Annotated in this window: 9 protein-coding genes; 3 read left to right on the forward strand and 6 right to left on the reverse strand. The window is 72.0% G+C overall.

Annotated features, from left to right (window positions below; all coding sequences use genetic code 11):
- Nucleotides 1–41: 41 nt before the first annotated feature.
- The 5 genes from AB0O00_RS06035 to AB0O00_RS06055 form a co-directional block, all read right to left on the reverse strand.
- A complete protein-coding gene (locus AB0O00_RS06035) occupies nucleotides 42–4,988 on the reverse strand; it encodes an NAD-glutamate dehydrogenase (RefSeq protein WP_363648891.1) in 4,947 nt (1,648 codons plus the stop codon).
- A gap of 283 nt (nucleotides 4,989–5,271) precedes the next feature.
- Complete coding sequence (pruA, locus tag AB0O00_RS06040; RefSeq protein ID WP_363648907.1) at nucleotides 5,272–6,897, reverse strand: L-glutamate gamma-semialdehyde dehydrogenase; 1,626 nt, start codon at nucleotides 6,895–6,897, stop codon at nucleotides 5,272–5,274.
- Nucleotides 6,898–7,042: 145 nt separating this feature from the next.
- Entirely contained in the window at nucleotides 7,043–7,693 is a 651-nt protein-coding gene (locus tag AB0O00_RS06045; RefSeq protein WP_363648892.1) for an HAD hydrolase-like protein, read from the reverse strand.
- A gap of 63 nt (nucleotides 7,694–7,756) precedes the next feature.
- Entirely contained in the window at nucleotides 7,757–8,266 is a 510-nt protein-coding gene (locus AB0O00_RS06050; protein ID WP_363648893.1) for a hypothetical protein, read from the reverse strand.
- Between the two features lie 101 nt (nucleotides 8,267–8,367).
- Nucleotides 8,368–9,429 (reverse strand): patatin-like phospholipase family protein, encoded by a 1,062-nt coding sequence (locus AB0O00_RS06055; RefSeq protein WP_363648894.1) that lies wholly within the window; start codon nucleotides 9,427–9,429, stop codon nucleotides 8,368–8,370.
- Nucleotides 9,430–9,881: 452 nt separating this feature from the next.
- Here AB0O00_RS06055 and AB0O00_RS06060 point away from each other — a divergent pair, with 452 nt between their 5' ends.
- Complete coding sequence (locus AB0O00_RS06060) at nucleotides 9,882–10,379, forward strand: Rv3235 family protein (protein ID WP_363648895.1); 498 nt, start codon at nucleotides 9,882–9,884, stop codon at nucleotides 10,377–10,379.
- A gap of 56 nt (nucleotides 10,380–10,435) precedes the next feature.
- Here the strand turns inward: AB0O00_RS06060 and secA are convergent, their stop codons facing one another.
- Nucleotides 10,436–13,198, reverse strand: a complete 2,763-nt coding sequence (secA, locus tag AB0O00_RS06065) for a preprotein translocase subunit SecA (RefSeq protein ID WP_363648896.1) — start codon at nucleotides 13,196–13,198, stop codon at nucleotides 10,436–10,438.
- A 240-nt stretch (nucleotides 13,199–13,438) separates the two neighbouring features.
- On the opposite strand from secA, the gene AB0O00_RS06070 reads away from it, so the two are divergent.
- Both AB0O00_RS06070 and AB0O00_RS06075 read left to right on the forward strand, forming a co-directional pair.
- Entirely contained in the window at nucleotides 13,439–13,996 is a 558-nt protein-coding gene (locus AB0O00_RS06070; RefSeq protein ID WP_363648897.1) for a GNAT family N-acetyltransferase, read from the forward strand.
- Nucleotides 13,997–14,041: 45 nt separating this feature from the next.
- The gene (locus AB0O00_RS06075; protein WP_363648898.1) at nucleotides 14,042–15,235 is read left to right on the forward strand and encodes a crosslink repair DNA glycosylase YcaQ family protein; all 1,194 of its coding nucleotides are present in this window, start codon (nucleotides 14,042–14,044) and stop codon (nucleotides 15,233–15,235) included.
- Nucleotides 15,236–15,244 lie beyond the last annotated feature (9 nt).

Raw genomic sequence — 15,244 nt, forward strand, 5'->3', positions numbered from 1 at the left:
CCGCGAACCGTAGGACGCGGGCCCGCCGTTCAGCGGAGCTGTCAGCGCATCGAGCCGGTGCGCAGGAGGGTGCGGATGACGCGCATCGCGACCGAGAGGCTGGACAGCTCGTAGTTGTCCGAACCCCTTATGTCGTCGAGCGTGCTCTTCGCCCGGTTCAGCAGCGTGCCGTTGAGCTCCGCCCAGGCGGTGTAGCGCTCCTCCGGGGTGGCGCCCTCGGGGCCGCAGGCGAGGATGTCGGCGGTCAGCGCCGCGTGCGCCGCGAAGAGGTCCTCGCGGATCGCGGCGCGGGCCATCGACGACCAGCGGTCGGTGCGGGGCAGGTCGATGATGCGGTCCAGCAGGTGCGAGATCTGCAGGCGGTCGCCGAGGTCGTAGTAGAGCTCGGCGACGTCCGCGACGTCCTTGCCGGAGCGGTCCGCGACCTCGGTGATGTCCAGGGTCGGGAAGACCGAGGACAGGCCGGCGATCCGGGTGGCCAGCTCCTCCGGCACGCCCGCCGCGGCGAGCTCGCCGTAGATCGACTCGAACCAGGCCAGGTCCTCGCCGCGCAGCGGCTTGGGCAGCGAGCCCCAGACCTGGGCGATCCGGTCGCGGAAGAACTCGATCGTGCCGGCGATGTCCAGCGGCTGGCGGCGGTTGTTGAGCATCCACCGGGTGGCGCGCTCGACCAGGCGGCGCGAGTGCAGCCGCATCTTGGTCTGGACCCGGGCCGGGACCTTGTTGTCCAGGCCCTCGATCTCGCCCCAGATCTCCTCCAGGCCGAACACGGCCCGCGCGGCGGTGTGCGTCCGGGCGATCTCCTCGTAGGTCGCGCCGGTCTCCTCCTTCAGGCGGAAGGCGAAGGTGCAGCCACCGCGGTTGATCGTGTCGTTGACGATCAGCGTGGTGATGATCTCGCGGCGCAGCGCGTGGGCGTCGATCGCCTCGGCGAACCTCGCCCGCAGCGCGCTCGGGAAGTACTCGTGCAGCGCGGTGCGGAAGTACGGGTCGTCGGGCAGGTCGGTGGCGAGCAGCTCCTCGGCCAGCGTGATCTTGGTGTACGCGAGCAGGACGGACATCTCGGGCTGCGAGAGCCCGCGGCCGTTCTGCTGGCGCTCGCGGATCAGGCGCTCGGCGGGCAGGAACTCCAGCGCCCGGTCGAGCTGGCCGGCCGCCTCGAAGCGGTTGATCATCCGGGAGTGGACGTTGACCATGCTGTGCGCCTGGGCGACGGCGTTGGCCAGAACGACGTTCTGCGCGTAGTTGTTGCGCAGCACCAGGTGGCCGACCTCGTCGGTCATCTCGGCCAGCAGGACGTTGCGCTGCTTGACCGTCATGTCGCCCTCGGCGACGACCCCGTTGAGCAGGATCTTGATGTTGACCTCGTGGTCCGAGGTGTCCACGCCGGCCGAGTTGTCGATGGCGTCGGTGTTGATCCAGCCGCCGTTGCCTTCCGGGCCGCCGGCCGCCGCGTACTCGATGCGGCCGAGCTGGGTGCAGCCGAGGTTGCCGCCCTCGCCGATGACCCGGGCCCGGACCTGCTCGCCGTTGACGCGGATGGCGTCGTTGGCCTTGTCGCCGACCTCGGCGTTGGTCTCGGCGGAGGCCTTGATGTAGGTGCCGATACCGCCGTTCCAGAACAGGTCGACCGGCGCCTGGAGGATCGCCTTCATCAGCTCGGCCGGGGTGAGCCGGGCGTCCTGGATCCCGAGCGCGGCCCGGACCTGCGGGGTCAGCTGGATCGACTTCGCCGACCGGGGGTGCACGCCGCCGCCGGCCGAGATCAGCGACTTGTCGTAGTCGTCCCACGAGCTGCGCGGCAGGTCGAACAGGCGGCGGCGCTCGGCGTACGAGGCGGCCGCGTCCGGGTTCGGGTCGAGGAAGATGTGGCGGTGGTCGAAGGCGGCGACCAGCCGGATGTGCTCGCTGAGCAGCATGCCGTTGCCGAAGACGTCGCCGGACATGTCGCCGATGCCGATGACGGTGAAGTCCTCGGTCTGGGTGTCGACGCCGAGCTCGCGGAAGTTGCGCTTGACCGACTCCCAGGCGCCGCGGGCGGTGATGCCCATGCCCTTGTGGTCGTAGCCGGCCGAGCCGCCGGAGGCGAACGCGTCGCCCAGCCAGAAGCCGTAGGACTCGGCGACGCCGTTGGCGATGTCGGAGAAGGTCGCGGTGCCCTTGTCGGCGGCGACGACCAGGTAGGTGTCGTCCTCGTCGTGGCGGACCACGTCGGCCGGGTGGACGACCTCGCCGCCGACCAGGTTGTCGGTGATGTCGAGCAGCGCCGAGATGAACGTCTTGTACGAGGAGATGCCCTCGGCCAGCCACGCGTCGCGGTCCACCGACGGGTCCGGCAGCTGCTTGGCGACGAAGCCGCCCTTGGCGCCGACCGGCACGATGACGGTGTTCTTGACCATCTGCGCCTTGACCAGGCCGAGGATCTCGGTGCGGAAGTCCTCGCGCCGGTCGGACCAGCGCAGACCACCGCGGGCGACCTTGCCGAAGCGCAGGTGCACGCCCTCGACCTGCGGCGAGTACACCCAGATCTCGAACGCCGGGCGCGGGGCCGGCAGGTCCGGGATGGCCTTCGGGTCGAACTTCATCGACACGTAGGAGTGCCACTCGCCGTCGGCGGCGTGCTGGAAGAAGTTGGTCCGCAGGGTGGCCTTGATGAGGTTCAGGAAGGAGCGCAGGATGCGGTCCTCGTCCAGCGAGACGACCTCGTCGAGCGCGCCGGCCAGCTCCTCCAGGATGCCCTCGGTCAGCTCCAGGGCACCCGAGCGGTGGCTCGGGCTCAGCCGGGCCTCGAACAGGTTGACCAGCAGGCGGGTGCTGTGGGTGTTGTTGCGGAGCGCGTCCTCCATGTAGTCCTGGGAGAACGTGGAACCCGCCTGGCGCAGGTACTTGGCGTACGCGCGCAGCATCATCGCCTGGCGCCAGGTCAGTCCGGCGGTGAGGACGAGCTCGTTGAAGCCGTCGTTCTCGGCCCGGCCGGTCCAGGTGGCGGCGAAGGTCTCCTGGAAGCGCTCGCGCGCCTCGTCGGTGAGCTCGGTGGCCTCGCGCAGCTTCAGGCCGAAGTCGTACACCCACGCGGTGGTGCCGTCGGAGCGGCGCAGCGCGTACGGGTGCTCGTCCAGCACCTCGACGCCCAGGCGCTGGAGCACCGGCAGGACCTCGGTGAGCGAGATCGGGCCGCCGACCCGGTAGATCTTGAAGCGGCGCTCGTCGTCACCGGCGCCGACCGGCTGGTACAGGTTGAGGCGGAAGTCGCCCGCGCCGTGCAGCGATTCGATCTGCTTGATGTCCGAGACGGCGGTGCGCGGCGGGAAGTCGGCGCGGTAGCCGTCGGGGAAGGCGTTGGCGTACTTGTGGCCGAGCTCGGCGGCCTTCTCCTCGCCCAGCTCGGTGTGCAGCTGGTCGTGGAAGCCGTCCATCCAGAACCGGGCGGCCTCGGCCAGGCGGTTCTCGATCCGCTCGATGTCGGCGTCGGTGAGCTGGGGCAGCTCGGTGCCGGGGGCGACCCGGACGACGAAGTGCAGGCGGGTCAGCACCGACTCGGTGGCGTACACCGTGTAGTCGATGGCGTCGCCGTTCAGCTCTTCCTTGAGGATGTCGGTGAGCAGCAGGCGGATCCGGGTGGTGTACCGGTCGCGCGGCAGGTAGATGAACGCCGAGTAGTAGCGGCCGTACTCGTCCTGGCGCAGGAAGAGGCGCAGCTTGCGGCGCTCCTGCAGGTAGAGCACGCTCGTGGCGATCGAGAGCAGTTCGGAGGCCGCCGTCTGGAACATCTCGTCCCGGGGGAAGGTCTCCATGATCTGCAGCAGGTCGCGGCCGTCGTGGCTCTCGCCGGAGAAGCCGGAGCCGTCCAGGACGGCCTGGACCTTGCGGCGCACGACCGGGATCCGGGTGACGGACTCGGTGTACGCGGCGGAGGAGAACAGGCCGAGGAAGCGGCGCTCGCCGATCGGCTCGCCGGCGGCGTTGAACTTCTTCACGCCGACGTAGTCGAGGTAGGCCGGGCGGTGCACGGTGGCGCGGCTGTTGGCCTTGGTGAGGACGAGCAGCTTCTTCTCGTGGGCCTTGGCGCGCACCGGCGCGGAGAGGCGGCCGAAGGCCTCGCTGACGGCGTGGTGGCGGTCGTCGTGGCTGTGCGGGTCGGCGCGCAGGATGCCGAGGCCGGTGCCGGCGACGGCCTTCAGGACCTCCTCGCCCTCGTGCTCGACGAGGTCGTACTCGCGGTAGCCGAGGAAGGTGAAGTGGTCGTCGGCGAGCCAGCGCATCAGCTCCCAGGCCTCGCCGACCTCCTGCTCGGCCAGGCCGGCCGGGGGCTGCTCGGCCAGCTCGTCGGCCAGGCGCAGCGCGCTGTCGCGCATCTTGGTCCAGTCCTCGACGACCTCGCGGACGTCGCCGAGCACGCGGCGCAGGTTGGTCTCGATCGAGCGCAGGTCCTCGCGGTCGGTCTCGCGGTCGATCTCGATGTGCATCCACGACTCGACGGTCGCGTCGGCGGGCCACTCGGCGCCGGCGGCCTGGCTGCGGGCGCAGGCGTCGACGTCCAGGATCTCCAGCAGCTTGCCGGTGATGTCACGGCGGACGACCAGCTGGGGGTGGATCACGATGTGGATGCCGCGGTCCTGGCGGGACAGCTCGTTGGTGACCGAGTCGACCAGGAAGGACATGTCGTCGGTGACGACCTCGACCACGGTGTGGCCGCAGGACCAGCCGTTCTCCTCGACCGAGGGGGTGTGCACCCGCACCTCGGCGGTGCCCTGGGGGCGCTTGAGGCCCAGGCGGTAGTGCGAGGCGGCCGCGCCGTACACGTCGACCGGGTCGAGGTCGACGAGGTCCTCGGGCGCGGTGTGGAGGTAGTAGTGGTGCAGGTACGCGGTAAGAGCGCCGTTGCTCAGACCCTCCCCTGGCGCCGCTCCCCCCACCTGGCTGTTCTCAGCGGCTGCGGCTGCCTTCTTGAGCAGGTCGGCCTTGGCTGCGTCCAGCTTGGTCTGCATGACTTCTTGGCTCCTGTCGCGCGCCGTTGCGTGACTCGGTCGTGTGTGGATGAACACCGACGGGTCTACCGCAATCCTGCCGCACCATCCGACTGAAAAGGGCTCATGGCGCGCATGAAATACCTTCGCAGCGGGTAGGACGATTCGTCCTGCGGAGCCACCCGACGACGCCAGCCAGCCTAACCGGATCAATCGAAGGTGGACAGGGACAGGGAGGCGCAAAGCTGCCGGGTGACCGGTCCGTCCTGGACACCATGTCCAAACCGGAACCTGCTGTTCGCTTTCAGCCCATGTGCGGGTAGCCGTACTGCGTCGGAGGGACGAAGGTCTCCTTGATCGAGCGGGCCGAGGTCCAGCGCAGCAGGTTCTGGGCGGCGCCCGCCTTGTCGTTGGTGCCGGAGGCGCGGCTGCCGCCGAAGGGCTGCTGGCCGACCACCGCACCGGTCGGTTTGTCGTTGATGTAGAAGTTTCCGGCGGTGAAGCGCAGTTCCTCCACGGCTTTGGCGATCGCGTAGCGGTCCTGTGCGATGACGGCGCCGGTCAGCCCGTACGGGGCTGCGGCGTCGATCCGGCCGAACACGTCGTCCCAGCGGGAGTCCTCGTAGACGTGGACGGCGAGGATCGGGCCGAAGTACTCGGTGCGGAAGATCTCGCCGCGGTGGTCGGAGGAGACCAGGACGGTCGGCCGGACGAACCAGCCGATCGCGTCGTCGTACTGGCCGCCGGCCGCCAGCTCGACGGTGGGGTCGCGCTTGGCCCGCTCGATGGCGTCCCGGTTCTTCTCGAAGGCCCGCCGGTCGATGAGCGCGCCCATGAAGTTGGAGAGGTCGGTGACGTCGCCGACGGTCAGGGCGTCGACCTCGGCGAGGAAGTCGTCCTTGATCCGCTGCCACAGGCTGCGCGGCAGGTAGGCGCGGGAGAGCGCCGAGCACTTCTGCCCCTGGTACTCGAAGGCGCCGCGGATCAGCGCCGTCTTGAGGATCTCCGGGTCGGCGGAGCGGTGGGCGAGCAGGAAGTCCTTGCCGCCGGTCTCGCCGACGATCCGCGGGTACGTCCGGTAGCCGCCGATGTTGGCGCCGATCGTCTGCCACAGCGACTGGAAGGTGGCGGTCGAGCCGGTGAAGTGCAGGCCCGCCAGCGCCGGGTCGGCGAGCGCGACCGGGGACACCTGCAGGCCGTCGCCGGTCACCAGGTTGATCACCCCGGGCGGCAGGCCGGCCGCCTCCAGCAGGCGCATCAGGTGGTGGGCGGCCAGCATCTGGGTGGGCGCGGGCTTCCAGACCACCGTGTTGCCCATCAGGGCGGGGGCGGTGGGCAGGTTCCCGGCGATCGCGGTGAAGTTGAACGGCGTGATCGCGTAGACGAAACCTTCCAGCGGGCGGTGGTCGGTGCGGTTCCACACGCCCGGCGAGGAGATCGGCTGGTCGGCCAGGATCTGCCGGGCGAAGTGGACATTGAAGCGCCAGAAGTCGATCAGCTCGCAGGCCGAGTCGATCTCCGCCTGCTGCGCGGTCTTGGACTGGCCCAGCATGGTGGCCGCGTTGAGGGTCTCCCGCCACGGCCCGGCGAGGAGGTCGGCGGCGCGCAGGAAGACCGCCGCGCGGTCGTCGAAGGACAGCGAGCGCCACTCCCGGCCGGCGGCCAGCGCCGCGTCCACCGCCGCGCGGGCGTCCTCCCGGGTGGCGTTGCCGAGCACGCCCAGCTTGGCGGCGTGGTGGTGCGGCTGGACGACCTCGATCCGCTCGCCGCCGCCGAAGCGCTGCTCGCCGCCGATCGTCATCGGCAGCGGCACCTGCTCGGCCGCCAGCTCGTCCAGCCGCCGCACCAGGCGCCCCCGCTCGGGGCTGCCGGGCCCGTACGCCCGCACCGGCTCGTTGGCCGGCTCCGGCACCTGGGTGACTGCGTCGATGGGCATGGCGCTCCGTCCTGCTGCTGTACCGATGTCAGTCCAGCCTGACCAGCCTCCGGCGGTTCCGCCCGCCCAGACACGCCAACGGCGGACGTGGCGCGCGCCACGTCCGCCGTCGTCGCGGCAGCATCGCCGCAGCTCAGGACTACAGGCGCCCGGCCAGCTCGACCGCCTCCGCGAGGGTGTCCACGACCGGCACGCCGACCGGCTCCAGCTTCTCCCTGGTGTGCGAGCCGCCGGTGTAGAGCACGGCGTGCGCGCCCGCGCCGAGCGCCGCCAGGGCGTCGTCCGCGGCGTCCCCGATGAGGACCGTACGGGCGGGGTCCACGTGCTCGCCGAGCGCCGCCAGGTGGCGGACCAGCTGCTCGCCCTTCTGGCCGCCGGAGGGGCCGCTGCGGCCGTCCACGCGCAGGAAGCTGCCGGTCAGGCCGAAGCCGTCGACCAGCGGCACGAGCTTCTCGTGCTCGTACATCGACAGCAGGGACTGGCTGTGCCCGGCGTCCTGCCAGCCCGACAGCAGCTCGCGGACGCCGTCGGTCAGGCCGCAGGCCGGGCTCAGCTCGCGGTAGCGGTCGTGGAAGGCGTCGTCGAGGCGGAGCCATTCGGCCCGGGTCGGCATGCGGCCGAGCAGGCGCTCGTAGAAGTTGGGGATCGGGATCTCGTACTGCTCGCGGTACTCCTGCATGGTCATCGGCCCGACGCCGATGGTCGCGAACGCGGCGTTGCTCGCGCCGAGCACCGCCTCCATGTCGTGGAAGAGCGTGCCGTTCCAGTCCCAGACGATGTGATTGCGCACGACCCGAACGGTAACTCCGGGCACCGGCGGACCGGTAGGACGGGGCTCACGCCCGGCCTGCGGTCAGGCGAGCAGCCCGGGGATCTCCTGGGTCGCGAACCAGAGCAGGTCGTGGTCCTCGGCACCGTCCACGGTGAACTGGGCGTCCTGGTCGCCCTCGTCGGCGGCGGCCACCGCGGCCACGGCCGCCGTCACGTCCGCGAGCACCTCGTCGTCGGCGACGTCCGCGTGCACGGCCGCCGCCTTCGCCAGCTTCACCGGGCCCGCCAGCACCACGCGGCCCAGCGAGGCCTGGTCCTGGTACTCGTCGCCGGGGAAGGGCCGCACGGCGGAGTCCGCCACGTCCAGCGCCACCACGACCCGGCGGCGCGGCGCGTCCGGGTCGGCGGCCAGCAGCCGCAGCGAGGACTGCGCGGCCCGGTTCAGCGCCGCGTACTCCAGCTCCTCGATGTCGTCGCTGACGTACCACTCGCGCAGCGCGGGCGTCACGGCGTACGCCGCGGACTGCTCCAGGGCGCCGCCCGGGTGCGCCGCCGCCAGGCCGGTCAGGGTGGTGGGCACGTACACGCGCATCGGTGGCACTCTCCGGTTCGTCCAGCGTTCGTCCAGCGGCACAGCTTCCAGCGCCCCCAAGAATAAGCGCCGGAGGCCCGCCGTGATCACGTCCCGCGGATTCAGCGGGCCGCCGCCAGCGCCTCCCGGCTGGTGCGCAGCGCGCTCTCCAGGACCGCGCCCCGGCGGGCCGGGTCCATCATGTTCGGGCCCATCGCCGCCAGGTCCGCCGGCGTCGGCGCGAGCAGCCGCACCCGGACGCCCTCGGCCCGCAGCAGCGCGGCCTCGCGCAGCAGCTGCCTGGTCACCGCCCGGCGGTAGCGGCTGACCACCTGGGCGAGCACGCCGCGCGGACGGTCCCGGGCGCGCCACTCGCGCAGCGCGGCGAGGTTGCCGCGGTCGGCCCGCTCGGTGCGGGGGTGCAGGCGCAGGGCCATCGGGGCGAGCACGTACACCTCGTCGAGGCCGCGGCCGAGCAGCAGGTCGGCGTTGGTGGCCGACCAGCAGCCGCCGTCCACGTACGCCGAGCCGTCCAGGCGGACGGGCGCGAACCAGCCCGGGATCGCGCAGGAGGCCATCACGGCGTCGGCGATCGCGACCGCCGGGGCGTCCGGGTCGCCGAAGACCACCCGGTGGCCGCTGCGGTAGTCCACCGCCGCCACCCGCAGTGCGGAGCCCGCCGGCCAGCCGCCCGGCCCGTGCAGGCCGCGGACCAGCTCGCCGACCGGGGCGAGCGAGCCGCGGCCGTGCGGCGCCACGGCCGACACCATGGTCAGCAGCGGGTACTCCCGGGGGTGCCGGACGGCGTCCCGCAGGAGGCCCGGCGAGCCGATCCCGGCCCGCGGGCGGGGCGGGAGGGCGCCGCCGGCGGCCGTCTCGTAGTCGAAGGCGACGCCGGCCAGCGGGCCCTCGGTGAGCGGCAGGCCGCGCTGGTGGTCGCGAAGCTGGTCGACCGGCACGCCGGCGGCGAGCAGCGCGCCGAGGATGGAGCCGGCCGAGGTGCCGAGGAGCACGTCGGCGTCGCCGGGGCGCCAGCCGGTCGCCTCCTCCACGGCGCACAGCGCGCCGACCGTCCAGGCCGCGCCGAGCATGCCGCCGCCGCCCAGCACCAGCCCGCGCCGAGGCGCTCCCCGGGCGGCGCCCGTCCGGGCCGGGGCCTGCTCCGCCGCTACCCGTGTCGTCATGCCGGCCGCCTGTCGGTCGTGGGGCGTCGCGCCCGCTCCTGCGGTTCCCGGTCAGGATCCGATCCTGCGCGCCGACGGCGGGCGGGCGCAACGCGTGATCCCGTCCGCACCACCCGGACCGGCGAACCCGACCGTCCTCTTTCGGGCCTTTCCGTCCGTCCCCGCACGTCAACCGCGCGCCTCGGGAACGACCCGGCCGGCCGCCGCCGCAACGGGCCATTCACCCGGATAGGTGAACTTGCCCGTCCGCCCGCCGCGGTTGCGGAATCCCCTTGCCGCCCCGTCCCGGCCGCCGCTACCAAGGACCCGTCCGTACCCGCACCACTCACCCGAGGAGGCACCCCCGAGCCGCCTTCACCGGCCCGAGGAAGCACCGCTCCACGAGAAGCACCGCCGCACGAGAAGCACCGCCCGATCGTCCGCGCCACCGCCACCCGACCGAGGAACCACCCGTGACCACCACGCCCCGGAGCACCCCCGCCCGCCCGCACGGCCCCGAGGAGACACCCATGACCGCACCGCTCGCCGCCCGCCCCCACCGCCACCCGCACGGCGATGCGCCGCACCCCGCCGGGCGACGGCCCCGGCACCCCCGGGCCGACTGCACCGGCGCGCCGCCCGGCCACGACGCCCGCGCCCTCGCGGCACGCTTCGCGCACCAGCTCGTCGAGGTGCTCACCGGCGCCCGCCCGTCTGGCCAGCTGATGCGGCACACCAGCCTGGACGGCTACGGCCAGCTCGCCTCCCTCGTCCGCATGGGCGCCCTGCGCCGCGGCGGCCCCGCCGCCCGGCCGCGCCTCGGCCCGGTGCACGACCGGTCGCCCTCGCCCGACGCCGTCGAGGCGTGCGTCCGGGTCGACCTCGGCCGGCGGCACCACATGGTGGCCTTCCGCCTCGAACAGCGCGGGCCGGCCGGGCAGTGGCAGTGCACCGCCGTGGAGGCCCGGTGACGGCGCAGGGCGCCGCCCCCGTACGGGAACGGCGCCCTGCTCGGTGGCGCGGTGGCTCAGGCCTTGCGGCGGCGGCCCTTGGCCGACTTCGCGGCCTTGCGGCGCTCGGCGCGGGTCAGGCCGTCGCCCTCGTCCTCCGGCGCGAGGTCGTCGAAGTCGCCCTCGACCACGCCGCCGCCGATCTCGTCCGAGGGGGCCGTGTAGTGCAGCCGCTGCGGCTTCGGGGCCTCCAGGCCCTTGGCCTTGATCTCCGGGCGGGCGGCGTCCTTCTCCAGCTTGTCGAGCACCACCTCGGTGTCCTCGACCGGGACCTCCTCGACCTGCTGCTCGACCTGGACCTCCAGGTTGAACAGGTAGCCGACGGACTCCTCCTTGATGCCCTCCATCATCGCGGTGAACATGTCGAAGCCCTCGCGCTGGTACTCGATCAGCGGGTCGCGCTGCGCCATGGCCCGCAGGCCGATGCCCTCCTGGAGGTAGTCCATCTCGTAGAGGTGCTCGCGCCAGCGGCGGTCCAGCACCGACAGGACGACCCGGCGCTCCAGCTCGCGCATGATCTCCTCGCCGAGCTGGTCCTCACGGGCGCCGTACTGGGCCTGGATGTCCTCCTGGACGACCTTGGTGAGGAACTCGGAGGTCAGGCCGCCGGAGCCGCCGGCCTCCTCCTCGAGCTCCTCCAGGTCCAGCGAGAGCGGGTAGAGCTGCTTGAGCGCGGACCAGAGCTTCTCCAGGTCCCAGTCGTCCTCGAAGCCCTCGCCGGTGGCCGCCTTGACGTAGGCCTCGACGGTGTCGTCCATGAAGTGGCCGACCTGCTCCTGCAGGTCCTCGCCCTCCAGGACGCGGCGGCGCTCGCCGTAGATGACCTCGCGCTGGCGGTTCAGCACCTCGTCGTACTTCAGGACGTTCTTGCGGATCTCGAAGTTCTGCTGCTCGACCTGGGTCTGCGCGGAGGCGATCGCCCGGGTGACCATCTTCGACTCGATCGGCACGTCCTCGGGCACGTTGGCCATCGAGAGCACGCGCTCGACCATGCCGGCCTTGAACAGGCGCATCAGGTCGTCGCCGAGCGACAGGTAGAAGCGGGACTCGCCCGGGTCGCCCTGACGGCCGGAGCGGCCGCGCAGCTGGTTGTCGATCCGGCGGGACTCGTGGCGCTCGGTGCCGAGGACGTAGAGGCCACCGGCCTCCTTGACCTCGTCCTGCTCGGCCTTGACCGAGGCCTTGGCCTTCTCCAGCGCGGCCGGGAACTCGGCCTCGTACTCCGCCGGGTTGTCGCCTGCGGAGAGACCGCGCTGCGCCAGCTCGGCCGCCGCGAGGTGGTCCGGGTTGCCACCGAGCATGATGTCGGTGCCGCGGCCGGCCATGTTGGTGGCGACGGTGACGGCGCCCTTGCGGCCGGCCTGCGCGACGATCTGCGCCTCGCGCTCGTGGTGCTTGGCGTTCAGCACCTCGTGCGGGATGCCGCGCTTGCGCAGCTCCTGCGACAGGTACTCGGACTTCTCGACCGACACGGTGCCGACCAGTACCGGCTGGCCCTTCTCGTGCTTCTCGGCGATGTCCTCGACGACGGCGGCGAACTTGGCCGGCTCCGACTTGTAGATCAGGTCGGGCTGGTCGATGCGCAGCGGCGTCTTGTTGGTCGGGATCGGCACGACGCCGAGCTTGTAGATCTGGTGGAACTCGGCCGCCTCGGTGGTGCCGGTACCGGTCATGCCGGACAGCTTGTCGTACAGGCGGAAGAAGTTCTGCAGGGTGATGGTGGCCAGGGTCTGGTTCTCGTTCTGGACCTCCACCCCCTCCTTGGCCTCGATCGCCTGGTGCATGCCCTCGTTGTAGCGGCGCCCGGCCAGGATGCGGCCGGTGTGCTCGTCGACGATCATGACTTCGCCGTTCATGACGACGTAGTCCTTGTCCGCCTTGTACAGCTCCTTGGCCTTGATGGCGTTGTTCAGGAAGCCGACCAGCGGGGTGTTCACCGACTCGTAGAGGTTGTCGATGCCGAGGTAGTCCTCGACCCGGGTGACGCCCTCCTCCAGGATGCCGACGGTGCGCTTCTTCTCGTCGACCTCGTAGTCGCGGTCGATCTTCAGGCGCAGCACCAGCTTGGCGAAGTCGGCGTACCACTTGGTCGCCTGGTCGGCCGGGCCGGAGATGATCAGCGGGGTGCGGGCCTCGTCGATGAGGATCGAGTCGACCTCGTCGACCACCGCGAAGTTGTGGCCGCGCTGGACGAGTTCGTCCTTCGACCAGGCCATGTTGTCGCGCAGGTAGTCGAAGCCGAACTCGTTGTTGGTGCCGTACGTGATGTCCATCGCGTACTGGCGCTTGCGCTCGGCGGGCGTCATGTTGGCCAGGATCACGCCGACTTCGAGGCCCAGGAAGCGGTGCACCCGGCCCATCCACTCCGAGTCGCGCTCGGCGAGGTAGTCGTTGACGGTGATCAGGTGGACGCCCTTGCCGGTGAGCGCGTTCAGGTACGCGGGCAGGGTGCCGACGAGGGTCTTGCCCTCACCGGTGCGCATCTCGGCGACGTAGCCGAGGTGCAGCGCGGCGCCGCCCATGAGCTGGACGTCGTAGTGCCGCTGGCCGAGGACGCGCTTGGCGGCCTCGCGGACGGTGGCGAACGCCTCGGGGAGGATGTCGTCCAGGGACTCTCCGTCGGCGAGCCGCTGCTTGTACTCGTCGGTCAGCGCCCGCAGCTCCGCGTCGGTGAGGTTGACGAAGTCCTCTTCGATGGAGTTGACCTGGGCAGCAATCCGCTGCAGCTTGCGAAGGATCTTGCCTTCGCCGGCGCGCAGGATCTTGTCGAAGACGGACACTAGAGCGGGCTCCTTGCCTGTATTGGCACTGGACGACTGCACGGCGGGTCCACCCCACCGCACGGGCCATCGTATGCGAGGAGTCCAATGCCCCGGGAGGTGCGTCAGCACGGTATTCCCGTGTCACTCGCAGGGGCACCCGACCGATAGCACCGCCCACCGGGGCAAAACGGTCTCGGGCCCGACGAGTTGGCGGATCACGCGGATGACCGCCCTCCGGTTCGGCGGAATAATCCGGGCATGGAAGAATCCCGGACCACGCCCGTCACCCTCACCACCGAGCGCCTCGTCCTGCGCGCCCCGCAGGAATCGGACATCGACGCGATCTACGCCGCCTGCCAGGACGAGGAGATCCAGCGCTGGACGGTGGTCCCGGTCCCCTACCGGCGCGAGGACGCGGAGTTCTTCGTGCGCACCCTGGCCCCGCACGGGCTGCGCGAGGGCTCCGAGTACATCTGGTGCGTGACCGACCGCGCCACCGGGCGGCTGGTCGGCGCCCAGTCGGTCTCCCGCTTCGCCGCCGACCCGGCCGCCGCGTCCGTCGGCTGGTGGACGGCCAAGGAACAGCGCGGCCGCGGCTACACCGTCGAGGCGGCCCGCGAGGTCGCCCGCTGGGCCCTCACCGAGCTCGGCGTCCGCCGCCTCCAGTGGCTCGCCTACGTCGGCAACGACGGCTCCCGCGCCGTCGCCGAGCGGGTCGGCTACCGCTTCGAGGGCACGCTGCGCTCGTACGCCGAGCAGCGCGGCGTCTTCCACGACTCCTGGGTCGCCTCGCTGCTGCCGTCCGACCTGGCCTGAGCCCACCGGAATCGGTTGTCAGCGGCGGGCGTTACGCTCCCGGACATGAGCGCCGCGCCCGCACACAGCTCCCCCGTCGCCGTCCTGAGCGCCGACGACGCCCGCCGGATCGCCCTGCGCGCGCAGGGCCTGCTCGGTGCGCCGGACCGACGGGCCGGGGTGCGCGGGGTGCTGCGGCACCTGGGCGCCGTCCAGTTGGACACGATCTCGGTGCTGGCCCGCTCGCACGAGCTGGTCCCGTACGCCCGGCTCGGCGCGGTCGGCCGCCCGGCCGTCGAGGCCGCGTACTGGGGCCACGGCACCAGCTTCGAGTACTGGTCGCACGCGGCCTGCGTCCTGCCCGTCGAGGAGTGGCCGCTGTTCGCGTTCCGGCGCCGCCGCTACCGCGACCGCGGCCACCTCTGGGGCCACCAGGTCACGCCCGAGACGTACCGGCACGTGCTCGACAAGCTGCGCACCGAAGGGCCGTTGACGTCCACCGAGCTGGGCGGCGCCAAGCGGACCGCCGAGTGGTGGGACTGGTCCGACACCAAGATCGCGGTCGAGCGGGCGCTGGCCTTCGGCGACGTGGTCTGCACCGAGCGCCGGAGCTGGAAGCGGGTCTACGCACTGGCCGAACAGGCCATCCCCGATGGCCTGTTCGGCCAGGAGCCGGCCGACGCGGACTGCGTCCGCACCCTGGTCGCCCAGGCCGGCGCCGCCCTCGGCGTGGCCACCCGCACCGACCTGCTGGACTACCACCGGCTGCGCGCCGAGGAGTTGGACCCGGTCCTCGCCGACACCGGCCTCGTCCCGGTCGAGGTGGCCGGCTGGGGCCCGGACGGCACCACGGCCCCCGCCTGGGCCGACCCCGCCGCCCTGGCCGCCGCCCCGCGCGGGCGCCACCGCACCACGCTGCTCTCGCCGTTCGACTCCCTGGTCTGGGACCGCGCCCGCACCGAACGGATCTTCGGGATGACGCACCGCCTGGAGGCCTACACCCCCAAGCACAAGCGGGTGCACGGCTACTTCGCCATGCCCCTGCTCGCCGGCGGCCGTCTGGTCGGCCGGGTGGACCCGGCCCGCGAGGGGCGCACCCTGGTCGCCCGCCAGGTCTCGCTCGACTCCGCGCGACACGTCGAGGCAGCGGCGACGGCGCTGCGCGAAGCGGCCTCGTGGGTGGGCTGCGACGCCGTACGGGTCGAGACGCTGCACGACGAACGGCTGCGCCCCGCCCTGGAGAGGCTGCTCGCGGCATGAGCCGCACCG

Origin of the sequence: Kitasatospora sp. NPDC093558 (assembly GCF_040683475.1) — a bacterium.
In the GTDB taxonomy this organism is placed as follows: Bacteria; Actinomycetota; Actinomycetes; order Streptomycetales; family Streptomycetaceae; genus Kitasatospora.

Coding starts and splice junctions, on each gene's coding strand:
- AB0O00_RS06035 (WP_363648891.1), bottom strand. CDS start 4,988: ATGCAGACCAAGCTGGACGCAGCCAAGGCCGACCTGCTCAAGAAGGCA.
- AB0O00_RS06050 (WP_363648893.1), bottom strand. CDS start 8,266: ATGCGCGTGTACGTGCCCACCACCCTGACCGGCCTGGCGGCGGCGCAC.
- AB0O00_RS06055 (WP_363648894.1), bottom strand. CDS start 9,429: ATGACGACACGGGTAGCGGCGGAGCAGGCCCCGGCCCGGACGGGCGCC.
- AB0O00_RS06070 (WP_363648897.1), top strand. CDS start 13,439: ATGGAAGAATCCCGGACCACGCCCGTCACCCTCACCACCGAGCGCCTC.
- AB0O00_RS06075 (WP_363648898.1), top strand. CDS start 14,042: ATGAGCGCCGCGCCCGCACACAGCTCCCCCGTCGCCGTCCTGAGCGCC.